The organism is Bradyrhizobium sp. SOJA106, assembly GCF_059448745.1.
The window spans coordinates 1,397,860-1,420,629 of sequence record NZ_CM182549.1 but is presented as its reverse complement, the minus strand read 5'-3'; the positions used below and the strand labels follow the sequence as shown (position 1 = coordinate 1,420,629).

Sequence of the window (22,770 nt, the reverse complement as noted above, 5' to 3'; positions counted from 1 at the left end):
CTATAGCCGCGAGCCTGCGGAAAGTTGGTCCGACCTCATACCGCTGCTCAATCGATCTCTTCTGCAAGTTTCCATTCTGCCAGTTGACGCCAGGTTTTCTTGACGCGTCGTGCGTAAATGTCGTGTTCACGACACGTCGACGGTTCACCTTTTGCCAGGATGGTAGGTGCCAGTTCTGTGCTGTATCCACTTGGCGTGCGCGCGGCCGTGAGTACGCCACTCCAGCAACTGGTCCGGTCTTTGCTCTGCTGTTTGGCAAAACGGGCGGCTCCGCGCTTTGTCGGATTTGCCTGCCATGAACGTGGATCAGCATGGAATGAAAGGCGATACCATGAAGACTCTGAGTTCGGTCACCGCCAAGGCAGGAGGTACCGCCGCTAATACCTCCGGCTCGACGACGCTCACCGCGCCGGCGGTCGAGCACAGGATGGATGATAGCAGTGACTTATATCTACCTGAAGAGGAGAGCGTCTTTGCCGACAGGGTCAGATCAGATCGGCCCGCTAGCTTCACGCTTCAGAACGGCCTCCAGGTGCTCGCGATCCCGGATCAGCGCACACCCGTTGTGACTCAGATGATCTGGTATAAGGTCGGCTCCGCCGACGAGCCGTCTGGCAAATCGGGGCTTGCGCATTTCCTCGAACACCTGATGTTCAAGGGCACCTCCAAACATCCGGCGGATGCCTTCTCCAAGGCCGTCCTGCGCGCCGGCGGCACTCACAACGCCTTCACCGGGCTCGACTACACCAGCTACTTCCAGCACGTGCCGCGCGAGCACCTCGGTAAGATGATGGAATTTGAAGCCGACCGCATGACCGGTCTCATTCTCAAAGATGAGGACGTGCTTTGCGAGCGCGACGTCGTTCTGGAGGAATTCAATATGAGCGTCGCCAACAATCCGCGTGAACGTCTCGCCGAGCAGATGATGGCGGCGCTTTACCTCAACCACCCCTACGGTCGCCCCATTATTGGGTGGCGCCACGAAATCGAAAAGCTTACCCGAGAGGATGCGCTTACTTTTTACAAGCGCTTTTATGCACCGAACAACGCGATCCTGATTGTCGCTGGCGACCTCGCCCCTAAGGAAATCCGCTCGATGGTGACGGAGACATTTGGTGGCATCCCCACGCAAGCATCAATTCCCCCGGAACGCCTGCGGCCGCAGGAGCCGACGCCGGCCGCGCCGCGCACAGTGACGTTGGCCGATGCCCGCATCGAGCAGCCAGCCCTGCACCGCTATTATCTTATACCATCGGCTCGCACCGCGGCTGCCGGCGAGGGTCCAGTGCTCGACGTGCTCGAGCAGTTGATGGGCGGCGGCGTCAACTCATATCTCTATCGCTCGCTGGTGGTCGAAAAGCAGCTCGCGGTCACTGCCGGAGCGAGCTACCACTCTGCCGCGCTCGATCCCTCGCTATTCGCGGTTTCTGCCGTACCAAAACCCGGCGTCAAACTCAGCCAGATCGAGCGCTCCATCGACGAGGTAATAGCCGACATTGCGGGTAATCCCGCGAGCACCGAAGATCTCGAGAGGGTCAAGACACGGCTGATCGCGCGGGTAACCTACGCCCAGGATGATCAGGAGATGCTCGCGCGCTGGTATGGCCGCGGCCTCACAACGGGACTATCCATCGACGATATTCGGGGCTGGCCGGATGGCATCCGCGCGGTCGGTGCCCAGCAGGTGCAGGAGGCCGCGCGGAAATGGTTCGACAAGAAGCGAGCGGTGACCGGCTATCTCATCAAAGAGTCCACCCCAAAACACGGGGAGAAGCTCTAATGATCCATCCTTGCACACGACGTGAGGTCCTCCTTGGGGGAGGCTCGCTCTCAATCGCCACGCTCGCTTCGCCCAATTCGCTTGCCGCCACGAGGACGCTTGCCCGGACCAGGATCAAGCGCCTGGTTTCGTCTTGCGGTATAGAAGCCTGGTTCGTGCAGGACTCCACTGTCCCGTTGATCGCGATGGAATTTGCCTTCACCGGCGGCGCGACTCAGGACCCCGAACAAAAACCTGGCGTAAGCCACATGGTTGCTGGCCTGCTCAAGGAAGGTTCCGGCGAGCTTGACTTCAAGACCTTTCATGAGCGGCTCGAGCATCGTGCCATTGATCTGCATTTTCACTCGACCCATGATCACTTCCGCGGTTCCTTGCGCACGCTCGAGGACAACGCAGACGACGCCTTCGACCTTTTACGGATGGCGCTGACCTCGCCGCGTTTCGACGCGGCCGATGTCGAACGGATCCGTGCCACTGTCCTTGCGCGCCTTCGGCACGACTCGACCGATCCTTCGTCTCTGGCCCATCGCAAGTTCCTCGAAGTCGCCTTTAGCAATCATCCTTATGCTCGCCCAGTCGGAGGCTCGCTGGAAAGCGTGCCGAAGATCGAAGTCGCGGATCTCAAGGGCTATGTCCGACGCGTGCTCGCAAAAGACACGCTCAAACTCGCGGTGGTCGGCGACGTCGATCCAGAGATCCTCTGCAAGCTGCTCGACAAAACCTTTGGCAGCCTGCCGACCAAAGCGGAAGCGACGCCAGTCCCCGACGTCATCGCAGCAAAGCCGCCGCAGCGGGTCTTTATTCCGCTCGACGTTCCACAGACAGTTGTAACTTTTGGCGGTCCAGCCGTCCGTCGTACCGAGCCCGATTTCATGGCCACCTATGTCGTCAATCACATCCTCGGCGGCGCCGGCCTGACGTCGCGTTTGTTCCGCGAAGTCCGCGAGAAGCGCGGACTAGCCTACTCGGTTCGTGAGAACATGGTCTGGCTGGATCATTCAGCCATGTTTCTAGGCAATAGCGGCACCTGCGCCGATCGTGCCGACGAAACGGTCGAAGAAATCGAGAAGCAGGTCCGCCACATCGCCGAGGAGGGACCGACTCAGCAGGAACTCGATGATGCAAAGTCCTACCTGAAGGGTTCGCAACTGCTGGCTCTCAACACATCATCAAAGCTTGCGCGGACGCTGCAGCAGCAGCAGCTTGACAAGCTGCCCATCGACTATTTCGAAAAGCACAACGCCGTGGTCGATGGGGTGACGTTGGCGGACGCGAAGAGAGCAGCGCGGCGGCTGTGGGGCGATGGTCTGCTCACAATTATCGTTGGCCGCTCCCCAAAGGACGCAACGCAGCCGACCACCATGCCACCGGCGACCATACCTCCGCCAGGCACCGAGCAGCTAGATGCCGCTCCGATGGCGCCACCGAATTAACCTTCTAGCAGCCAGGCGCTTAGCAAGCGCCTGGCTGCTCCGCACAGAGTGCGCCTAGCCGCCCGCCTTTAGCTCGCGGAGATATCGCTCGTGGACAGTTACCATGCGGCCGCTCGAGCACGGTTTTTGCTCAATCGCGTTGCCAAACAAGTAGTCCGGCTTGACGTCTTCAGGGCAACCAAATGCAAGATAGAAAATAGCCCGGCGAACAGTAAGATGAGGCACTGTCGTCCTGCCATTGGGCAATAGCTCAGGCGTGGAAATAACCCCTTACCAAATGGCTTGTCCCAATTCTTTCATTTCCAGGCTATCAGCGATGGCCGGATCGGAGCTCTTCGCAGCGCCCGAGGATCGCTACTTTCGACCGCCTTCGGCCTGTGCTCGAGCTACGTTAAGCCGGCACGTCTGTACCGTGGCGCCAGCGGCATCGATGTCCCTCCAGCGCAACCCCTAGGGGGTGTCTGGCAGCGCTCCGGTGGTTGCCCCATAGGAAGGCAAGCGTGGTGTAGCTTTACCCGAGGCCGAATATGCAGAGCAACTATATAAAGCGCGACCGACCAGAAGAAACGAGAAGTGGACGCGCACCTCGCACTCCCTTTCAAGCGCGTTTGCCGACCAAATTGAAAGGGTGATCAGAGTGGGCGCTTCAAAACTGTAACGTACACCGTCCGCCGCACCCAAGGAAGCGGCCAAGCGAGCGCGCACACGCGCCAGGCCATCGTTCATTCCGTGCGAGCTTCCCGCAGTGCCCGAAGGGAGGATCGCCGGTCCTATTCGCTCGACGCCGGCTTTCTTTTGACGCAGCGTCCTCGATCTCGCTTCGCCACCGATGTTGCGCCGTCGGGCGTGCCCCCACCCTTCGATCTCGTTCTCATGAGACGATAATCTCGCCTCGACGCAAACAGATGCGTGCTTGCTATTTGCGTCAGCAGCCCGTTTCACCGCTCGCATATCTCGATCTCTTCAGCAGAGTAAGAGCTCGCTCGTTCAGGGTCACTGTCTGCCGAAAAGACGACGATCTGATCCAGCGGACCTTTGACGATTTACCAAGCCATAGTCGTGCCGCGTAGCACCGCCTTTTCTTCCTCGAGCTCGCAATCTAACGCTACGTAAGATTCCGTCGCTTTATGCCAATCTAGATTGCGGCGTCGCTAGATCACTGGCAACGCAACGATCACCACAGGCGGGCCATTGGTTCTCGGCGGCACGCATTCCAACCGCTTACAAAGCTCACGTAGATCGCCACCACAAGTGATTTACTCCCCATTATCGGCTTGCATCGTCGTTGCAATTCAAGGACGTCACTCGCTTTGATGTTGAAATGTTCATCGGTTGCATATCTCTCGCATCCGAAGGTTCATTGCCCCTTGTTTCTGCCATGTTCGCATCCAAAGCAGAGACGCGTCGGTTGCGCAGTTTGCGCGCGGCAATAGCGAGTGTCTCAGGAGATTTCCATGGTGAAGCCAGTTGTAATTGTGGTAGGTGCGGACAAGGGAGGGGTCGGCAAAACCACCGTATCACGAACGCTACTGGACTACTTCAGCGTCAACAACGTGCAAACACGCGCATTCGACACTGAGTCGCCACGGGGAACGCTGAAGCGCTTTTATCCCGAGATCACCGAGATCGTTGATATGACGGCGACAGCGGACCAGATGAAGATCTTCGATACCCTGAACTCAGGGCTGTCCGTCACGGTCATTGATGCTCGCGCAGGCTTGCTGTCCTCTGCGCTGGCTTCCTTGCGTGACATCGGATTTCTGGACTCGGCGCGGTCTGGCCAGATAACATTCGCCGTGTTCCATATTCTGGGATCATCCATCGCTTCGTTAGACGAGATCGCGGAGACCGCGACCTTCATGAACGGCGCAAAGTACTACCTAGTCAAGAACTTCATCAACGACACTCAATTCTTCCAGTGGGATCAAGCGACCTATAATTCCTATTTTCACCGCATCAAACATGCGACTGAGTTGGTCATACCGAAGCTCAACGAGATGGCTTACGAGCAGGTGGAAGTTGCATCCGTCCCATTCGTAGACTTCGTCGCGAACAAGGGGCGGAACGATGAACCCGCGAACAACTCCTTCGTGCTGCGCGGTTATGTCCGGCATTGGCTGGCAAATGTCTGGAGCGAATTTGATCGCATCAACTTGACGGAATTGGCCGGCGCCAAGTCCGCCACCCGGGCCGGCGAGAAGTAGTCGCATATCGGCGAGCTCAGGTCGGGCCCACGTACGAAACGAAATTGATCTGCTGGCTATGTTAGCAACCCCCATCTACATCATTTGCTCTCCTAGCCCGCAGGTCGGTAAAACTCTCATCGCTCGGGCCATGAGCGAGTTCTTGCTGCTGAAAAACGGCACAGCGCTGTCGTTTGATGTCAACTTGAAAGAGCCGTCGTTGCTCGATTACCTGCCCAACATCACGGAGACCGCGGATGTGATCGACACTTATGGCAAGATGCAGCTGATGGACCCTCTTATCATCCACGACCGGGTAGCCAAGGTCATCGATCTCGGCTTTCACGCCTTCGATGAATTCTTCAGGATGTGCGAAGAGATCGGCTTCATGAAGGAGACGGCGCGCTGCTATGTCGCCCCCATCATTCTCTTCATCGCGGGCGCTGACCGCATCTCCTTTCGCGGTTATGAAATGCTGCGGCGCCGAATTCCGCCGGCGTCGCTGGTCACCGTCCACAATGAATTCGTGCTTCGTGGCGAATTGCCTGAAGCGATGGATGGCGAGCGGGTGCTTCGAATTCCCGCGCTTCCGCTGTTCCTGAAGAGATATATAGACCGGCTTGGCTTTTCCTTCACCGGATATCTACGCAACGAGAATGACTGGTCCACCGAGCTGCATCAATGGATCCGACGGAACTACAGCATGTTTCGCGATCTGGATTCGAGTGTGATGCTGCGAAAGATCTATCGATCTCGGGGCACGGATATCGACAGCCTACGTTGCACAAGGGCTACTTGAGATTGCGATCTGCCTGCCATCTATTCGTCCGGCCTAAGGGTCGTCTTCGATGGCGCTCTGAACGGTCTCGAACGCATGAATTGCGATTTACGACTCTTCAGTAGACTGCGCATCTTTGCTCACCGAACGAATGGGCGGGAAAGTCGCGAGTCTTCGGGTGCAATTATTCGGCAGGAATGCGGAGCCAACGAATGGACGCTCGATGACCATCGCGATGCTTGATAGTTCAGGGACGACGCATCTGTGATGACTTCAATTGATGATGCATTAAGTGAGACCAGATCGCTCCGGAGTGAAATCTGGCGGTGCCGTCGGCTCCTTAAAGCGGACCTACCTGGCGCGGAGCGCAACGCCATCGAGAATCGTCTGGTTGAACTTCTGCCTTTGAACGGCTCGTGGCGACGGCGTTTCCTTTGACCTTGAGCCCGAAACGGTATTCGGCCAAGAGCATCACGATCGGGCAAACTGATTCCCCTGAAGCGCCCATCGACAACGCCGCGATGGCATCAAGGAGTTCCTTCGGGAAGTCGACGGGCGGATAACAAAAGAGGTTTCCTGGCTCTATCTGTGTCTTGAGCCCGGCAGTCGAAACCACGCTATTCTCCAGCTGAGAAACCTGAAGAAGACCACGACGGAACAACCTCCAACGCTAACGTTCCCCAGTTATAGCCGACTTAGCCACCTGCCGGAAAATACTTCGTTGCCGACCACAACGCCATAGATTGATGGGCAGCACGAATTCCTGCAGATGTCCTGCCGTAACCACCACAGTTACGCAGATTGTCCTTCCGACAGCCACGACCAAGCCGATGGCAATCTCACGGCGAGCCCAAACTCGGCGGATCGCTGCAGCGATGAAGAGCGCAACTGCTTCAGTACGAAATTGAAGTTCAGAGCGCATTGCAATCTCGTAGCACGCGTGGGCGCACATCCATTGCTGATCGGGGCCAATCGTTTCACGGAGCTCAGCCCCCGGATAGATGAATTGCGGCGCGGCAGGCTGATGCTTCAGCCCGATCGACTTTCGGCCACGCTGGTTAAACTCTGGCCCGCAGGTCTGAACACCCCACTGTTGCTCAATTTCTGCAACTGCCACTCGGACGCCTCACTCGCGATGGAGGACGACCGGAAGCCTATTGAGACGCCGTCTTGGTCCTTCTTTTCTCTCCGCCGCAATTGGCATGATGCGGCGGCATTCGCCGCGTAAATTTTTGAAATTGTCCCTAAGGCAAAAGATGGCTACCTCCACATCGCTAGGCCCTCGAAAGCGGTCACAGAAGCGCATCACGTCTAGTCTGCATGACATTAAGACTTGCTCGGCCCCACGATCTCGCGCACGAGCTTGTTCTGTGCACCATGTGGCTGCGATCGCGATCACGATCGCAGCGAGGGCGGATGCACAGCTATGCGCATTGCAAATCCAGCTCATTCGTCGCTCTTGATTCACCAAACCTGTCTTAAGCCGCATATCCTTCACTATTATTCTTTGCCCCGCGAGCGTAATCTGTTTGCCGGATTGGGCGCCTCGGCAGCATGATCGCGCCCGTTGCGGGGCAGCCGCAATGATTACCGCCTCCGAATCATCGTCCCGCCACGCACAACATGCTCATTGCGAAGACGGAGGTACGACAAAGATCGGCCGTTTAGCGCATGTGTGGCGATGCTGTCTCCCCGGCGGCGTTCTGCTTCGCAATGCCTACAACCTGACGCTACGGTCGATTCAAGCACTTTGAGCGTCCGGCACGTGTGAATACGTGCTGAGACGGGCGTACCCACATTGTTTGGCAGTAGGACGAACTCCTGACAACTGCACGCCTGACCGACTGCCCCGCGGGTAGGAACGTCACTGATGTTGCTGGCGATCAGCTTAGTGTGGGGGTTGAAGGCTCAAAGCGCACGCATCGAGCCGAGCAGCGAAAAGCTCCGCCGGCGCAGCTCGCTTTGTTCGCGTTCTCAGCCAGCTGACCGGCAGAGTCAAAGAGTGCCGTAGGGTGAGTTTCCGAGAAGCACGGAGGCTTGGACCGACAGGCCAGGATTCCCGTGGCTGGATGATGATTCGTCGCACCCGTCACGTACCGTCGATTCGACAGCCTCAAGCCGCTTGCTGCAATTCACAGTGCGCAATTGCTTGAAACCAGCTCAGTAGGCTTCGACCTTGAGCCCGCTGGCACGCCGGTTGCTATAGCACCGGCGGAGCGTCGGCCTGGGTGCAGCCTAGCCCAACATACGGATCATTCGTTGACTGCTGCACGTCGTTCTGCGGGGGGACGCGGACCGAGCGCTATGTTTGCGATTCCACGATCTAGGAAAAAAGCGAGACATCACATGAGGAAAATAGCGGTACGCGAGCTTTCCAGGGCCGGTAGGTTAAGTGTTGTGGCCTCAGCCATTCTGGTTTCCCCCGCAGCAGGCGCCAATGAGGATTTGATGCGCGTCGCCAAGCGGATTTTCAAGCCAATTCCCTCAGTCGCTCCAGCGGTGAAGGACAATCCTATCACCCATGAAAAGGTCACACTTGGCAAATCCTTGTTTTTCGATTCGAGGCTATCGGCGAGCGGCGTTATTAGCTGCAATACGTGTCATAACCTTGGGACGGGCGGGGTAGATGCCGGGCCGAGGTCGATTGGTCATCGTTGGCAGCTGGGGTCACGTCGTGCGCCAACAGTCTATAACGCGGTCTTCAACGTGGCGCAGTTCTGGGATGGGCGAGCGGCGGATCTTAAGGCGCAAGCCGCAGGCCCTGTCCAGGCCAGCGTCGAAATGAATGCGACGCCCGATCACGTGCTCAAAACATTGAATTCAATGACCGATTATGTCGTTATGTTCAGTAAGGCTTTTCCAAACGAAGTGGCGCCCGTTACGTTTGAAAATTTCGCCAAGGCCATCGAGGCTTTCGAGGCAACCTTGATTACTCCCGCCGCACCCTTCGATCGGTACCTCGAGGGCGACGAATATGCTCTCAGCGATCAGCAGAAAACCGGGCTAAAGCTATTCATCGAAAAGGGATGTTCCTCTTGCCACAACGGAATTAATGTCGGTGGACAGGATTATTTTCGCTTCGGCGTCATTGAAAGGCCAGCCGAAAGCCTGCTTCCAAAGGAGGACAAGGGTCGTTTTGCCGTCACTAAGGATCTCGGCGACGACTATGTTTTCCGCTCGGCGCCGTTGCGCAACGTCGCATTGCGCCCGCCCTACTTTCATTCTGGTCAGGTTTGGAGTCTAAAGCAAGCGGTCGGCGTCATGAGTGAGGTTCAGCTTGGAGCAAAGCTCAGCGATGAAGAAACTGACGAGATTGTCGCCTTTCTGAATTCGCTCACCGGGCAGCTGCCGAAGATCGAGTACCCGATACTGCCCACGCGCACCATTGCAACGCCAAAGCCCTCCTTAGACAAATAGGCCTTCACGATAGCGACACCCTAGGCGATCCAAGCTGGAGCATTCAGTAGCCTCAAATTGCGGACCTCGCGCCCCAACCCGTTCGTCGCCGAGCCAGAGTTCCTTAGCGGGTCAAATCATCCGTCTTGGGCAACTCAATCCTGCGTCGACTCGCGAGGCAACGAAGGCCCGCGCGCCCTGAAATACGTCGGCAACCCGTGCTGCTAGGTAGACGTTCTGCCGTAGCTCGCGGGCACCGCATATCATCTCACATCAGCCCTTTTTTCAAGCGCCCGGCCGCCGACCTTCTCCTCCGCACAGATCGCAACGTGCGCCAGGTCGGATGGCATGCACTTGTCCCTCATTGACGAGTTTTACGGTCGCATGTTCGCCACAGCACCATCCCCAATCCAAAAGGCGATGGATCATCCTAAGCTTTCATGTGGTAGCTCCTACATGTGCGCATGGTGACGCGAGCGTCCACAGTCCTACAATAAGATGTGACGAATTAAGATGTCGGGTGGAGACCGATACAAAACCTCCCTTGCGCAAGACGCGCAGATATTCCTTGAAACGGCACGCGGATTGCTGGGTAGGGATCAACCAGTCGCCACCAAGGAAGGGGCGCGGGGAGCCAGAGTTTCAATGAGATTTATCCGATTCATCTTGATTGATCTGGCTTTGATGCTGGTCGCACCCGAGAATGCAGAAGCCACGACCGTGGCTCCCGGCGCAAACTTCAAATCGGCTAGCAAAGCCGTGGGATCCTTGATGCGGATTTCGGGCCCCGAGCCAGTATTCAGCTCTGGCCTGAGCCGACATCTTTACCGCCAAACCTCTCAACCCGCGCGATTTGGACATTCAGCAAAAGCCCCCGGGCCGGCGAAGCAGGCTGAAAACCTCGCGCTAAGGGAGAGGCGCTTTCCCTCTCATTCGCGAGCGCACTGGGCAGCGTCCGACTGTCACGATCGTCGCTGCGCGGAGATGCTCAAGAAGCCTCTGATCTTAACACAGATCTGCAGTCCGCCGCCGCAGCTTATGCCCTCAGGCGAGCAGAGACGCCGTGCTGGAACGGCACCGGCCGGATTATCTGAGGCAGGGCGATCATCTCTATTGCAGCGATTGTGCTCGTGACTTGGATGGGAAGACACAGCACAGGCGCAGGTTCATGAGAGAAGCAAGAGCGGGCTATATTGAGGTTGCGTTCAACGGCTCTCTCGCGAACATTCCGTTAGATGCGCAATTCAGTCTGCCGGCCAAAGGCGTCACAGCAATTTTTGGTCCGCCCGGGTGCGGCAAGACCACACTCGCGCGCTGCATCGCTGGCGTGCAGCATGTGCCGACTGGATTTTGTGCGGTCGATGGAGAGATTTGGCAGGACGAGACAAAGTTTCGACCGCCTCATCTGCGTCCCATCGCATATGTATTCCGACCACCAATTCCTCTTTCTCATTGGTCTGTGCGGCGCACCCTCCTATACAAGGCGTCAACATCGACACCAACACTAATCGATTTTGATGGAGTGGTCGAATTGCTTGCCTTGTCGCCGCTGCTCGAGCGTTCGCCATCACATCTTTCCGCGGCCGAGCGACAGCGACTTGCCCTTGGCAGCGCGCTGTTGGGCCAGCCTCAGCTCCTTTTGCTGGACGATCCACTCATTGTGCTCGACCGCGCCGCTAAATGCGAGATCTTGCCATTTCTCGAGCGCATGCGGGAAAAGCTCCCATTGCCGATGATCTACATCACCCAAGATTACGCTGATATCGAGCGTTTTGCCGATCATCTTGTCATGATGAAAGATGGCGTTGTGACTGCGGCCGGGCCGCTCAACGTCGTTCAGAGCGATCCGGCGCTTGCCGGGCGCGGCGAAGCGGCAGTCTGTCTTGATACCTTGGTCGGCGGCTATGACGGGCGCTATGGGCTGATTATGCTCCGCCTCAACGGGGCGCGCTTTCTGATACCTGGAGTGCCGCTTAGACCGGGCGCACAGCTGCGGCTACGCATCGCAGCCGGCGATGTCAGCATCGCGTGCGAGCCCCCACGTGCAAGCTCGATCCTCAATGTATTTCCTGCACGCATCAAAGCCTTTCTGCCGTTCGACGAGGCGGAGGTCACCTTGGTTCTGGCTCTTGAAACCGGCCGTTCTGGCGTGCCGCTTTTGGCGCGCATCACGCGCCGCTCGTTTGATGCGCTACGGCTCAGCAATGGAGCGAACGTTTTTGCGGAGGTCGCGCGTGCCGTTCCGCTCGCTGCTGCCGAGCGGTGCTTGCAACGCCTGCCACGATCCGCATGAGAGCGTTCGACAGCTATGGCTCGATACGAGGAACACATCAACAGGGGGCCCGGCCGTGATCGATAATCTGGATGAGATAGATCCGAATAGTGTGGGGGCTATTCTCTACCGTCCAAAAGACGATGTGGATAGGCTACTCGCCGATTTCGCGCAGGAGATCGCGCTGCAAGGCGTACGCATCGGCGGCATCGTGCAGCGACACGCGAGGTGCGCAAATGGCACGCACGTCATGCTCGCGATCGACGTTGCGACAGGACAAGAGATCTCGATTTCCCAGCCGCTCGGCAGCGGAGCTATGTCCTGTAATCTCGATACAAATGGACTTGCCGAGGCCGCAGCTGTCGTTTCCCGGGCACTTCGCGACAATATAGATCTTCTCGTGATCAACAAATTCGCCAAACAAGAAGCCGCTGGCCGGGGCCTGCGCGCCGAATTCGTTGACGCGATCACCCAAGGCGTACCAGTCCTGACAGCCGTTCCGAAAAAATGCATTGCCGACTGGCGAACCTTCACCGCCGGCGTTAGCACGCTGCTGCCTTGTGATCGTCAATCCTTGCAGCAGTGGTGGCGCGAGATCTCAACGCGCCGGGCGCGCAGCGGGGCCTTCAGCCCCAGCTGCGATTATTTGGGGACGATGATACCGGATCGCTTGATGACGACAATTAGACTGTCGACCGCTTCGTCCCCGAAATCGCCCATCGGGCTCTTTCGCCGCCTGCGAAAACAGCCTTAGCTCTTGCGTCCGCTCCCACGCTCTGCGCCACCGCGATGCATTGCGAACGTGCCGATTGCGGACCTTCTATGGCGAGAGTTCAACCAGCTGCCCGTTCCGCCCATATCAACCCCTCAATCGGTTCTGCAGTGCCTGCCGGTCGACGACGAGATTGCTTAGGTTCAGGTCTGGCTGACGTCTGCCCGCTAACCGCCTGGCCAGCGCGCGCGTACCGTCGAGCACAAAGACACCGCAATCGTAGCCGTTCCTCTGCTGGCGTATCGGGGCGTTTTGCAGGTTGTCTCCGGCTCCCACCCGCGCTGCGAGCATTGCTGCGGGTCTGTCATTGCGTCCCCGGGCGGAGTCGTAGTGGTAGGCGACCGGATTGTTGCGATCGCGGCGGTCCACCAGCAGCAACGACCAATGGGACCCGCGGTCATCGAGGTCCATGGTGCTGGCGTCATTCACCGGCAAGAACAGAAAGTCGGCTGTGTCGTTACCATGGGGATCATCGACAATCTGATGGAATGCGGATAGCGCGTCGGCGTTGGTACCCTGGCCCACCCGAAAGGCCATGAGAGGATCTACAAACCGGGTCCGGGCGGCAAGATTTGGATTGCTCGCCCATAACTCCTGCGCCAGGAGTTCGTAGTCCCGCTGGATATGCTCGTCGCCCAGCCAGTCCCTGGCTCCGAGCACCCGCCCGCTGCGGTCGCCGGCAGAGGCACTCGCAGCCGAACCGCCGACCCTGCCCTTAGGAGCCGAGGATGGGCCAGCATGATGGATCAGCTGAGCGTCGCGGCGTCCTCGCGGACCCAACGTGATGGAGTAGGTCTCTCCGTTGATGGAGACCGGCTGGGGAGCCATTCGCGAACTCGGCAACAGCATTTTATTGTCCAGTACATCGAGCAGGAAATCCGGCACCGGCTGTGAGCCATGCTGCCAATCCTCGCCGACGAGATATCCGATATCCTCCAGCTCTTGAGGTACGCCTGATGGCCCGATGAAGAACGGAGGTCTGCCGGCATGGCTCTGCACCGGTCCTGACTGGGCATCGTCACGCATGTCCTGCGGTGTGGACGGCAGGTCAACCAGAGAACCGAGACCCCGATAGATGTCTGAGGACCGAGCTGGCTCACCCTTTGGCGTTGGAAAGTCGAAATAGGTCGGCAGGTGTGGGGACCAAGTCGAGCTCGACCCAGCCGGCTCCTGCAAGCCGGCCTGCCCAAACGGGCCTACCATCGGCGGCCACTCACTGTCGGAAGGCGGCGTCGGCAAATCTCGCAGCCAGGACGAGGTCGAGCTCGAGCCAGCCGGTTCCTGCAAGCCGGCCTGACCAAACGGGCCTACTATCGGCGGCCACTCACTTTCGGACGGCGGCGTCGGCAAATCTCGCATCCAGGTCGGGATGGAGGTTGAGTCCGAGCCTGCTCTTTGCTGAGGAAAGGATACTCCCAGCGCTCGGTTTGCCTCGAGGACTTGCACATACTGCCTCAGCTTCTTGAGAGTCACGCCAGATTTCCCTTTGGCTTCGGCGTAAGCTCGGTAGTCTGCATCCAGCGAGCGTTGCTGCTCATTGTTGCCGCTGATTCGGCTCGCGATGCTCTCCTTGCCCTCTGCGCGGAGCCAGTCACTGAACTTGCGTTGCGCCGAGGCAGTACCTTGAATGGTTTTTCTCCTGTGCTGGGAACTCGGGTCAAGCTTGCTCAGCTCTTCGTTAGCGAGGCCCTCGATGAGGCGGGCGTCATCGTCGTAAGGGCGAAATCCTTGTTGGGGCTCAAGACCTAGGTATTCTCTAAATGGATCGAGTGGGGCCGTCCGCTTTGTGGCTTTACTGAACGCCGCATAATCTGCGTTCAATGACGATTGCTGCGCAGGATCGCCGCCGATTCGGTCCATGATGCTCGGCCTGCCCTCCCTTTGAAGCCAATCACTAAAAGAGCGTAGCCGGGAAACCATCGTCGAAACGGCTGCTTTCTCTTTCTTGGTCGCGTCAGATCCAAGCTTGGACAGAGCGTCGGTCAAAAAGTCATCGATCGTGGAGATGTCCTCCGGATGAGCCGACAATGTTTCGCGCCCCATCAGGCGGGCCCCGGCACCGACGGCCTGGAGCCCGTCAGCCCCGATCCTGCGCAGGTGAGACAGTGCAGCGCTGAGGCGGTCACGATCATCGCCACCAGCGTCGACGTATTCGTCGATGTCGGCGGCTAGCGACCTTGGTTCATTGAACGCCCGAAGAGCCAATGGCCCCTTATTCTGGGCTCGGAGCCAACGAGCGAACGTGTTGAGCGCCTGCACATTGGACTTGATCGTAGCAGCCGGGACCTTTCCAGTCCCGCGGCCTCTGGTACCATCGGGAGTAATTCTGTAGTCTTTGACGTTTTCCATGAACTGGCGGATCATCCGCTCGTCCTGGGGATGCATCGGTTGCTCTCGCGTATTCACAAAAGCTGGGGCCGGAATGGCATTTCCAGCCAGGAAATTCTGGAGTGTTTCCAATGCTCCACCCACATAGTTCCTGCTGTTGGCGCTGGCCACCTTCATGAATTCATCTTTATAGGCGGCTAGCCGATCAGCGTTGCCAAGCAGGTCCTTTAGCGTAATGCCTTGGGGTCGGAGGAATTCGCTGAACATTCGAAGAGCCGTCACGTAGTTCTCGATGGTCTTGGTCTTACGGTCCGCGCTACCCAACGCCGTCTTGAACTCTTCAATCAGCTCCAGGTCCTCTTCGGACGGTCGACTGCGCTTTGCGAAATCCATGCGGAGCTCTGAATAGACGGCGTCCGAGGACGAGCCCCCGGACGACTTCTCCCGGCGACTTCCTCCAAAGACCTTGCCGATCCCTGATTTGACCCGCGAGAACAGTCCACGGGACTTGCTCTCCTTGGTCCGCGCCTCCGGTTGTACTTCCGACGGCGCTGTGTAGCGCATGCTGCTGAATGGCCTGTCCCGCAAGTCAGATTGGTAATTGGTTGCGGCCGAGCCAAGATGAGCGTGCGGAACATCGACACTATAACGCGTGCTGCTGAAGGAACTGTCCCGCAGGTTGGACCTGGGCGGCATCCGCATCGAACCACCAATATCCGTACGGTGGATATTTCCATGCGACCGGGCGGCTGGAGCCTCGGGGGAACTCGCCTCAGGCGAACTCTCCTCAGAAGAGCGGAGTTGCAGCTCGTCGAACTGCTGCTCGAAGACAGCTCGATCTGCAGGCTGGGCATCGGCCTCTTGCCGCGCGCGCTGCAGCTCTTGTTGCTCGGCGTACCAGCGCATCCAATAGTTCGGATCGTTATAACCCGGCTCCATACCACTCTCCCTAGATGACATAACTCTTCATCGCCGACCCAAGGTCACACTCTGGTGCACCGACCATGTAGACTCCAGCTCAAAAAAGCCGCCCGACGAGATCGATGCCGAACAAAAGAGACCCCAACGCACGCTGCTCCGAGCTCGTGCATTACTCACACCTGCCCAAGCTGGCCAACTGCAGCGGAGCGCTCGCTCCTGAGTGGCATCGCTAAAACCAAAAATTGTCCAAGAGAAAACGAAAGCCAACTTGCCTCATCGGAAACGCAACGGCATTCGCCGCACTACCCCCCGGCAAGGGCGCATGCCGCACCTCGGCGTCGAAATTTGGCTGATCCATTGCCGATGGAAGACCTACCGGGATTTGATACTTCCGACTGACAGTTTTGCTTCTCACTCAATTCTTCACGCCAATGCCCCTCACATCCGCGACAAATCGGGTCGTGCCTGCACAGCGACATACCTAACGCACCTAAGATCTTGAGACATTGAGGTCTCTCCTTCTGATCATGGAGCTTCAGAGTGATCGCCGCATGTATCATCCAGACTGTACAACCTGACGCTACGTAGAGTTCAAGCCCCAAATCGCCGGCGAAGGCGAGCCTGGTTGGCTTTTAAGCGTTTTAGAATCCGGCAAACCCTCGAGCCTGGTGATCTAGCGCCGCTTGAAGCGTCTCAATGCGCGAAGCGCCGTAGCCTCTGATTACTCGCACCTTGTTTGGCAGAAGCGAGCATGTGGCCTTACTGGCGAGATCTGTTGTCGCCGGCGATACAGCCGCTCTTGTTTGCGCCAGATGCTACGAACCTCGCGCCTCGTCAGGCTCCGTATTTCCATTAGATCTCAGCAGGCCGACAGTCATTCATCACATTGATGGCGAGATGAGGCGGTTTGCTCTAAGGGGCGCAGAACGGTCTTTGACCAGACGCTCGCAGCGCGAACATCTCAGGCGGACGCGCAAAGCAAGACTGCTTTCATGAACCTTGGCAAGGAAGCGCTTGGCTACAGATTTTTCTCAGATCGACCCTCCAAGCGCCCGGGCATGTCTGTATCAAAGCCGCTGGACTCCACTCCTGAGAACGGATGGCACATAGCTTGCTTCAACAGTGAAGCCACCTTCTACAGAAAGCGAATTTGTGAGGACAGCATGCTCGGAATTGGAAGTCAGTTGCCGCCGTTCGAGATCACAGGCGTGAAGCCCGGTTTTCAAACGCAAGAAGAAGGAGGACAGAGTGCATTCGAGACGCTGACCGAAGCGAGCTTTCCAGGAAAATGGAAGATCATCTTCTTCTATCCGAAGGATTTTACCTTCGTCTGCCCGACAGAGATCGCTGAGTTTGCCCGGCTTTCCAAGGAATTCGCCGATCGCGATGCGGTTGTACTGGGTGGTTCGACTGACAACGAGTTCTGCAAGCTCGCTTGGCGGCGCTCACATGTCGACCTGCACAAACTTCCAATCTGGCAGTTTGCCGACACAAAGGGAACGCTCGTCGACGGTCTTGGCGTGCGTTCACCAGAAGGGGTTGCCTATCGTTACACCCTTATTGTTGACCCCCAAAATACCATCCAGCACGTCTATGCGACCAATCTCAGCGTGGGGCGCAGTCCTAAGGACACGCTCCGCGTTCTGGACGCGCTGCAAACCGACGAGCTCTGTCCATGCAACCGAGAAATCGGCGGCGAAACCTTGAAGGTTGCTTGAGGCAGCATGTCGTCGATCGAACAACTAAGCGACCAGATTCCCGATTTCGCGAAGGATGTCAGGCTTAACTTGACCTCCTTGGTGGCTGATGAGACGCTTTCGCCGCAACGAAAATACGGGCTGCTGCTGGCGAGCGCGATTGCCACCCGCAATGCAGCCCTGATTGCCGCGATGGAATCGGCTGCGTCCGCTGTGATGACATCTGTAGCGATCGCCGCAGCGAAAGCCGCAGTCAGCCTGATGGCAATGAACAACGTTTACTACCGCTTCGCTCACCTTGTTTCCAACCCGGAATACAAGACGATGGCGCCACGGCTGCGTATGAACGTGATCGGCAATCCCGGCGTGGACAAGTCCGATTTCGAGCTGTGGTCGCTTGCGGTCTCCGCCATAAACGGCTGCGGGGCCTGCATGGATGCCCATGAGAAGACACTGAGAGCCGCGGGTGTCAATTCCGAAGCGATCCAAACCGCCGTGCGCTTTGCGGCGATCATGCAGTCAGTGGCGATCGCAATCGAAGCCGCTGGGCCCAACCCCTCTCAGGCGAGGGGCTGATCCTTCCTCTGCCATCCGATCGACTGCGTTGTGGTGCCACTCAGTGACGCCACAACCAGTCCTTAGCGGCTCCCGAACGAGCGGCACATCTGCACGCCACGGCTTGTGTAGCGTCCCCACCAAGAGTGTCTTGCTCGAATTCCAGGCGCCGCGCAAGTGACGCGTAGTGCGCCACTGATGCGGTGAGACCCGATCGCCTAACTCGGTCGCACCACGGCCCTGTTTCACCCTCACCCGAACTTGAACTGTACTCCATATCCGCCCCGCGGATGGCTCCATTCGATGTCGCCGGTGGGCTCGGCGATCACGCGGCAGGTACCGCATTCGATGCAGCCGTCAACTGTTATCTCGACCTGGCCGTCGTCGTTGAGGTCGTAGCATCGCGCGGGGCAGGCTTTCAAGAGTGCAAGTAGCTGCGGCGATGGCGTCGTGTGCGCACGGACCTTGACGTGAGGGTGACCGATGTCGACAAGATAGCGGTTGTAATAGAGCTTGTCTTCGACGCGCACTGGGGATTCGACATTCATGCTTTGACTTTCCATCGTTGGGCTTCACACTGTCGCGGTCAGCGCCAGGCCCGGGCAAAACGACAAGCATCACCGAACAAACCTGTCCATGACCGCGCCTGGACAAAGGATTTCAGGGTCGCCTTCTCCTTCTCAGCCTTGGGCGTACCATCGACGCGCACAAAGTTTTGCATCGCCTTGGAGATGAGCTGCGGATAGGTGAGAAAGAAGTTTTGTGACTGGGTATGCATTAGGGGCGGCAAATCCTTGTACTTCTTTAGATCTTTGATGACGAAGGAATCGTCTAGCATCTTCTTGTAGATCGACAGATTTGCTGCAGTCATCGGCTCGCCGCGCGATTTCACCAGACCTATCGCTTCGGCGGCGATGCGGCCGGAAGTCATCGCGAGATTGGAACCCTCACGATGAACGGCATTGTTGAGTTGGGCCGCATCCCCTACTACGACCCAGCCTTCCCCATAAAGCTGCGGGATCGACTTGTACCCGCCTTCAGGAATGAGATGGGCCGAGTACTCCTTGACTTCTGACCCTGCTACCAGGGGCGCCACGGAGGGATGGCTCTTGAACTGATCGAGCAAGCCGTAGGGCGTCTGGCCCGTGCGCTGGAAGTCGGCGACGAGACAACCGATGCCGAGCGAAATGCACTCTTTGTTGGCATAGATGAAACCCATCCCGGTCATGCCGCGGGAGATGGTACCAGCCGCCTCGATCACGACGCCTTCATCGCCCTTGAGATTGAACCGCGCCTCGATGGTCTCGCGGGCCAAGAAGTGCATCTCTTTCACCGCGAGCGCAACGTTGTCGGGCCTCGGCCGCGCGCGCAGGCCCGCGCGCGTCCCGAGCAGGCCATTGACCCCCTCAGCCAGCACGACGACATCGGCATGTATTTCGCCGTCTCGGCGATCTGTACGAACACCGACGATTCTTTCACGCTCGTCCCGTAGGAGCTCGGTGACGGTCGTCTCGCACAGTAAGGTCGCGCCAGCCTCCCGCACCTTGGACGAGAACCATTTGTCAAACTGGGCGCGTATAATCGTGTACCGGTTCGGCCGTTCCTCGTTGAAGTCGTCTGAACGGTAATGCATGCCGACATGGGAACGATCGTCCATCATCCAGAACCGCTGCTCAATCAGGTGACGTTCGAGCGGCGCCTCCTCTCGAAACTCGGGGATCAGCTTTTCCATCATGTCGGCATAGAGGATAGCCCCCTGCACGTTCTTCGATCCTGGATATTCGCCCCGCTCGAGCTGCAGCACCTTCATGCCGCGCTTGGCCATGGTCAATGCCGCCGCGTTGCCGGCCATACCGGCTCCGACCACGATCGCATCAAATCTCTCTTCAATCATCATCATCTCCTCTAGACCGCGATCCGGGCGCGCGAATTCGGCAAAAGCCGGGCGCGAAATGCGGCCGTCAGCGCCGGTAGCAGTTGGATGGCGTCGCTGACGATCGCGAGATGGGCAAAGTCGAAGATCGGAGCGTTCTTGTCAGTATTGACGGCGACGATCAGATCCGCGCCCTCCACGCCAACCCGGTGCTGGATCGCGCCGGAAATGCCGGCGGCAATATAGAGCTTTGGCCGGATGGTTTTCCCCGTCTGGCCGATTTGCCGGTCAGACGTCACCCACCCTTTTTGTACCAGAGGACGCGAGCAGCCATATTCAGCGCCAAGCAGAGTTGCGAGCTCGCGCACCAACCGAAAGTTCTCAGGCGATCCCAGTCCCAGGCCGCCCGCAACCACGACATCAGCATAGGCCAGATTGGAGGTTTCTGCATCGCGGTCGGGTAGGAACGACAATACTTTCGTGACAATATCGTCTTCGACAAGGCCGAGCGGATGGACGATGATACGAGCGGCATCGCGTACGACGCGCTCAGGCATCGGCATGACCCGCGGGCGGACCGTTGCCATCTGCGGACGATAGTTCAAGGTATAGATCGTGCAGAGCAGCGAGCCGCCAAAGGTCGGACGCGTCGCCGCAAGCGAACCATCGGCGTCGACGTCCAGCGCGGTGCAGTCTGCAGTGAGCCCCGTCGACAGGGTCGTCGCCACGGAACCCGCGAGATCGCGACCGAGCGTCGTCGCCCCCAACAGTAGGATCTCGGGCTTGTAGGTGTTGACGAGTTCGGTTAGCGCTTTGGTGTAGGATTCGTTGCGGTAATCCGACAAAACATTGTCGCTCACGAGATAGGCCATATCGGCGCCATAGCAAAATGCGTCAAGCGCGGCGTTACGTGTGTGCTGCCCCTCCGGACCGATAACGACAGCGGCAAGATTCACCTTTAGCCTATCGGCAAGCCTGCGCCCCGCACCCATGAGCTCCCAGGAAACCGGATGAACCTGGCCGCGCTCCAGCTCGACGAAGACCCAGACGTGCTTGTACGCCTTGAAGTGCTCCGGCAGTTCTTTTTTGGCTGCTGCGCGGCCGGACGCCGCCGGCACCGCCGTTCTGGTGACATTGCTCATACTCTAAATTCCCCTGAAAGATAGGCGCGCCCGCGCCACAGGTTGCCTTTTAACTTCGTTAACTGAAGATCACTTTTGGTCAGCAAGCGGCCGGCTGCTCGGCCCCGGATGCTTGGTCGGACCGGCCTCACAACAAGACGCGTCGTCGCGATAGACGTACTGGTCCGGCCGGATTTGGCGAGGTCTTCCACACCGAACCCTTGCGCTTCGCGTTCGACGAGCGGCACCGCGGCGGCCAGGGTGCCGCGGTGATTCTGACCGTTCGCTTCCATGCCTGAGTTGGCGAGGCCGTTCGCTGCGCAATACCTGCGCGTCGCTTTCGGTACAGTGGCGCCACATTGACTGTGACGACGAGGGTGATCCTGGCAACGCACCTGTCACGCAATCCATGCGGAGCCTCCAGCGCCGACAACCTGTATGGGCCGACGGTGGCCCTCTCTGCCATCCGCCATGAGATGGAGACAAATCCGAGCGGAATCGGGGGGCGGTTTGATGCGGACGACGCAGTGCATACCCTCTCCAGGTGTAGCGCGAACAGGCGACTTATCCATTGACCACCATCTCACCGTCGATACGGAATTTTCGATCGCGTCGAAGACCGTTTCGAACGGACCTGGCGAGATCGTAGGTTGGCGCAGGACTCCGCAGGCACTAAAAGCATCATCATGGGTCTTCCTTCAAGCTCATCTCGGACGGCTACCACCTGCCGGCATCAATGATCGGATCGGCAGGACAACAGCAAGTGTCGTACCAGTTGCAAGAACCATTGAAAGTCAGCCGAAAGTGATGGTTTGGCAGACACTTGAAATATCCGCTGATACCGTGGACACGACCAGTTCAGACATGGGTCGGGAATACGACAGCCGCCGCTCGGGTGATGGCTGCGGAGAGTTGACTCGGATAAAGACGAAGGCCGCGAATGGGGTTGCCAGGTGCCCCGTCGGGCAAACCTTGCTTGCAGCGGAGCGCGAGATCACTTCAGCTCGCTCAACGGGACAAAGGCCGCGGCCTTCTTAGGATCTGCGACGGCATCCTTCAAAACTTTGAACACTCGCTGGTCGATCGGTGACGATGCCACGAAATCGGCATAGGCCTGCTCCAGCATCGCCTTGCACCGAGCTCTGATTTCCGCCTCTGGGGCCCCAGCAAATTGCTCTTTTGCAAGATATTGTCCCATGCGCTTTAAGATGTGAAGGCGCGCGACATTCACGATTTTAAGGTCGTAATCGACGCCAAGCAGCGAAAAAAAATCCTCTGCCGACGAGGCCTTGCTGAGCCGATTCAGGATACTGGCTGGCGGGGGTGAGTTGATCATCGAAAGTCCTCCTTCGGATTAGCTCTGGACGTTTAACGAGATGGGGCGGCTCCCGCTGACTGCTGCCGTCCTGCCTCGCACAGCTGTCCGCATGGCCAAAGCCTGACTCCGGAAAGCGGTGCCCTCAACTTCGCTGCTCCAGATCGGCAGGTCCGCCGGTGACGACGTCAGTTCCGATGAAGCTCCGAGATCAATTGCCAAACCACGATCGAGGTTGACGCTCATCAGGACGGTCGCCGGACCGGAAATCAGCCGCGCGAAAAGACGCCGATTGGCAGTCCCGGGACGGCTCGGCATTGGGTAGGAGATCACAGCATGTATGGCG

16 protein-coding genes are annotated in these 22,770 nt (G+C 58.2%); 9 read left to right on the top strand and 7 right to left on the bottom strand.

Annotation, left to right across the window (positions count from 1 at the left end; translation table 11 throughout):
• Window positions 1-427 precede the first annotated feature (427 nt).
• The 4 genes from AC5V87_RS06590 (at window position 428) to AC5V87_RS06575 (ending at window position 6,195) form a co-directional block, all read left to right on the top strand.
• Complete coding sequence (locus AC5V87_RS06590; protein WP_495371840.1) at window positions 428-1,780, top strand: M16 family metallopeptidase; 1,353 nt, start codon at window positions 428-430, stop codon at window positions 1,778-1,780.
• On the top strand, window positions 1,780-3,213 hold the full coding sequence (locus AC5V87_RS06585) for a M16 family metallopeptidase (RefSeq protein WP_495370338.1): 1,434 nt from the start codon (window positions 1,780-1,782) through the stop codon (window positions 3,211-3,213). Before AC5V87_RS06590 ends, AC5V87_RS06585 begins: the two co-directional genes overlap by 1 nt.
• A gap of 1,454 nt (window positions 3,214-4,667) precedes the next feature.
• Window positions 4,668-5,417 (top strand): P-loop NTPase family protein, encoded by a 750-nt coding sequence (locus AC5V87_RS06580; RefSeq protein ID WP_135174520.1) that lies wholly within the window; start codon window positions 4,668-4,670, stop codon window positions 5,415-5,417.
• Between the two features lie 58 nt (window positions 5,418-5,475).
• Window positions 5,476-6,195: a hypothetical protein gene (locus tag AC5V87_RS06575; protein WP_495370337.1), complete on the top strand. Its 720-nt coding sequence runs from the start codon at window positions 5,476-5,478 to the stop codon at window positions 6,193-6,195.
• A 319-nt stretch (window positions 6,196-6,514) separates the two neighbouring features.
• On the opposite strand, the gene AC5V87_RS06570 is transcribed toward AC5V87_RS06575, so the two are convergent.
• The gene (locus tag AC5V87_RS06570; protein ID WP_495370336.1) at window positions 6,515-6,790 is read right to left on the bottom strand and encodes a hypothetical protein; all 276 of its coding nucleotides are present in this window, start codon (window positions 6,788-6,790) and stop codon (window positions 6,515-6,517) included.
• A gap of 54 nt (window positions 6,791-6,844) precedes the next feature.
• Window positions 6,845-7,291, bottom strand: a complete 447-nt coding sequence (locus AC5V87_RS06565; RefSeq protein WP_495370335.1) for a hypothetical protein — start codon at window positions 7,289-7,291, stop codon at window positions 6,845-6,847.
• Window positions 7,292-8,520: 1,229 nt separating this feature from the next.
• Here AC5V87_RS06565 and AC5V87_RS06560 point away from each other — a divergent pair.
• The 3 genes from AC5V87_RS06560 (at window position 8,521) to AC5V87_RS06550 (ending at window position 12,596) form a co-directional block, all read left to right on the top strand.
• On the top strand, window positions 8,521-9,591 hold the full coding sequence (locus AC5V87_RS06560; RefSeq protein WP_495370334.1) for a cytochrome-c peroxidase: 1,071 nt from the start codon (window positions 8,521-8,523) through the stop codon (window positions 9,589-9,591).
• Window positions 9,592-10,738: 1,147 nt separating this feature from the next.
• The gene (modC, locus tag AC5V87_RS06555) at window positions 10,739-11,863 is read left to right on the top strand and encodes a molybdenum ABC transporter ATP-binding protein (protein ID WP_495370333.1); all 1,125 of its coding nucleotides are present in this window, start codon (window positions 10,739-10,741) and stop codon (window positions 11,861-11,863) included.
• A 55-nt stretch (window positions 11,864-11,918) separates the two neighbouring features.
• Entirely contained in the window at window positions 11,919-12,596 is a 678-nt protein-coding gene (locus AC5V87_RS06550; protein WP_495370332.1) for a DUF2478 domain-containing protein, read from the top strand.
• Window positions 12,597-12,701: 105 nt separating this feature from the next.
• On the opposite strand, the gene AC5V87_RS06545 is transcribed toward AC5V87_RS06550, so the two are convergent.
• On the bottom strand, window positions 12,702-15,881 hold the full coding sequence (locus AC5V87_RS06545) for a Ulp1 family isopeptidase (protein ID WP_495370331.1): 3,180 nt from the start codon (window positions 15,879-15,881) through the stop codon (window positions 12,702-12,704).
• A gap of 1,145 nt (window positions 15,882-17,026) precedes the next feature.
• Here AC5V87_RS06545 and AC5V87_RS06540 point away from each other — a divergent pair.
• Window positions 17,027-17,581, top strand: coding sequence for a peroxiredoxin (locus tag AC5V87_RS06540; protein WP_495371839.1), 555 nt, complete (start codon window positions 17,027-17,029; stop codon window positions 17,579-17,581).
• A gap of 6 nt (window positions 17,582-17,587) precedes the next feature.
• On the top strand, window positions 17,588-18,136 hold the full coding sequence (ahpD, locus tag AC5V87_RS06535; RefSeq protein WP_495370330.1) for an alkylhydroperoxidase, AhpD family: 549 nt from the start codon (window positions 17,588-17,590) through the stop codon (window positions 18,134-18,136).
• Between the two features lie 230 nt (window positions 18,137-18,366).
• On the opposite strand, the gene AC5V87_RS06530 is transcribed toward ahpD, so the two are convergent.
• The 4 genes from AC5V87_RS06530 to nifW all read right to left on the bottom strand — a co-directional run bounded on the left by AC5V87_RS06530 (window position 18,367) and on the right by nifW (window position 22,445).
• Window positions 18,367-18,663 carry a ferredoxin family protein gene (locus tag AC5V87_RS06530; RefSeq protein ID WP_456840822.1) on the bottom strand — a complete coding sequence of 99 codons (297 nt, stop codon included), beginning with the start codon at window positions 18,661-18,663 and terminating at the stop codon, window positions 18,367-18,369.
• Between the two features lie 38 nt (window positions 18,664-18,701).
• Entirely contained in the window at window positions 18,702-20,009 is a 1,308-nt protein-coding gene (locus AC5V87_RS06525) for an FAD-dependent oxidoreductase (protein ID WP_495370329.1), read from the bottom strand.
• A gap of 11 nt (window positions 20,010-20,020) precedes the next feature.
• The gene (locus AC5V87_RS06520) at window positions 20,021-21,130 is read right to left on the bottom strand and encodes an electron transfer flavoprotein subunit alpha/FixB family protein (protein ID WP_456840824.1); all 1,110 of its coding nucleotides are present in this window, start codon (window positions 21,128-21,130) and stop codon (window positions 20,021-20,023) included.
• Window positions 21,131-22,103: 973 nt separating this feature from the next.
• On the bottom strand, window positions 22,104-22,445 hold the full coding sequence (gene nifW / locus AC5V87_RS06515; protein ID WP_495370328.1) for a nitrogenase stabilizing/protective protein NifW: 342 nt from the start codon (window positions 22,443-22,445) through the stop codon (window positions 22,104-22,106).
• Window positions 22,446-22,770 lie beyond the last annotated feature (325 nt).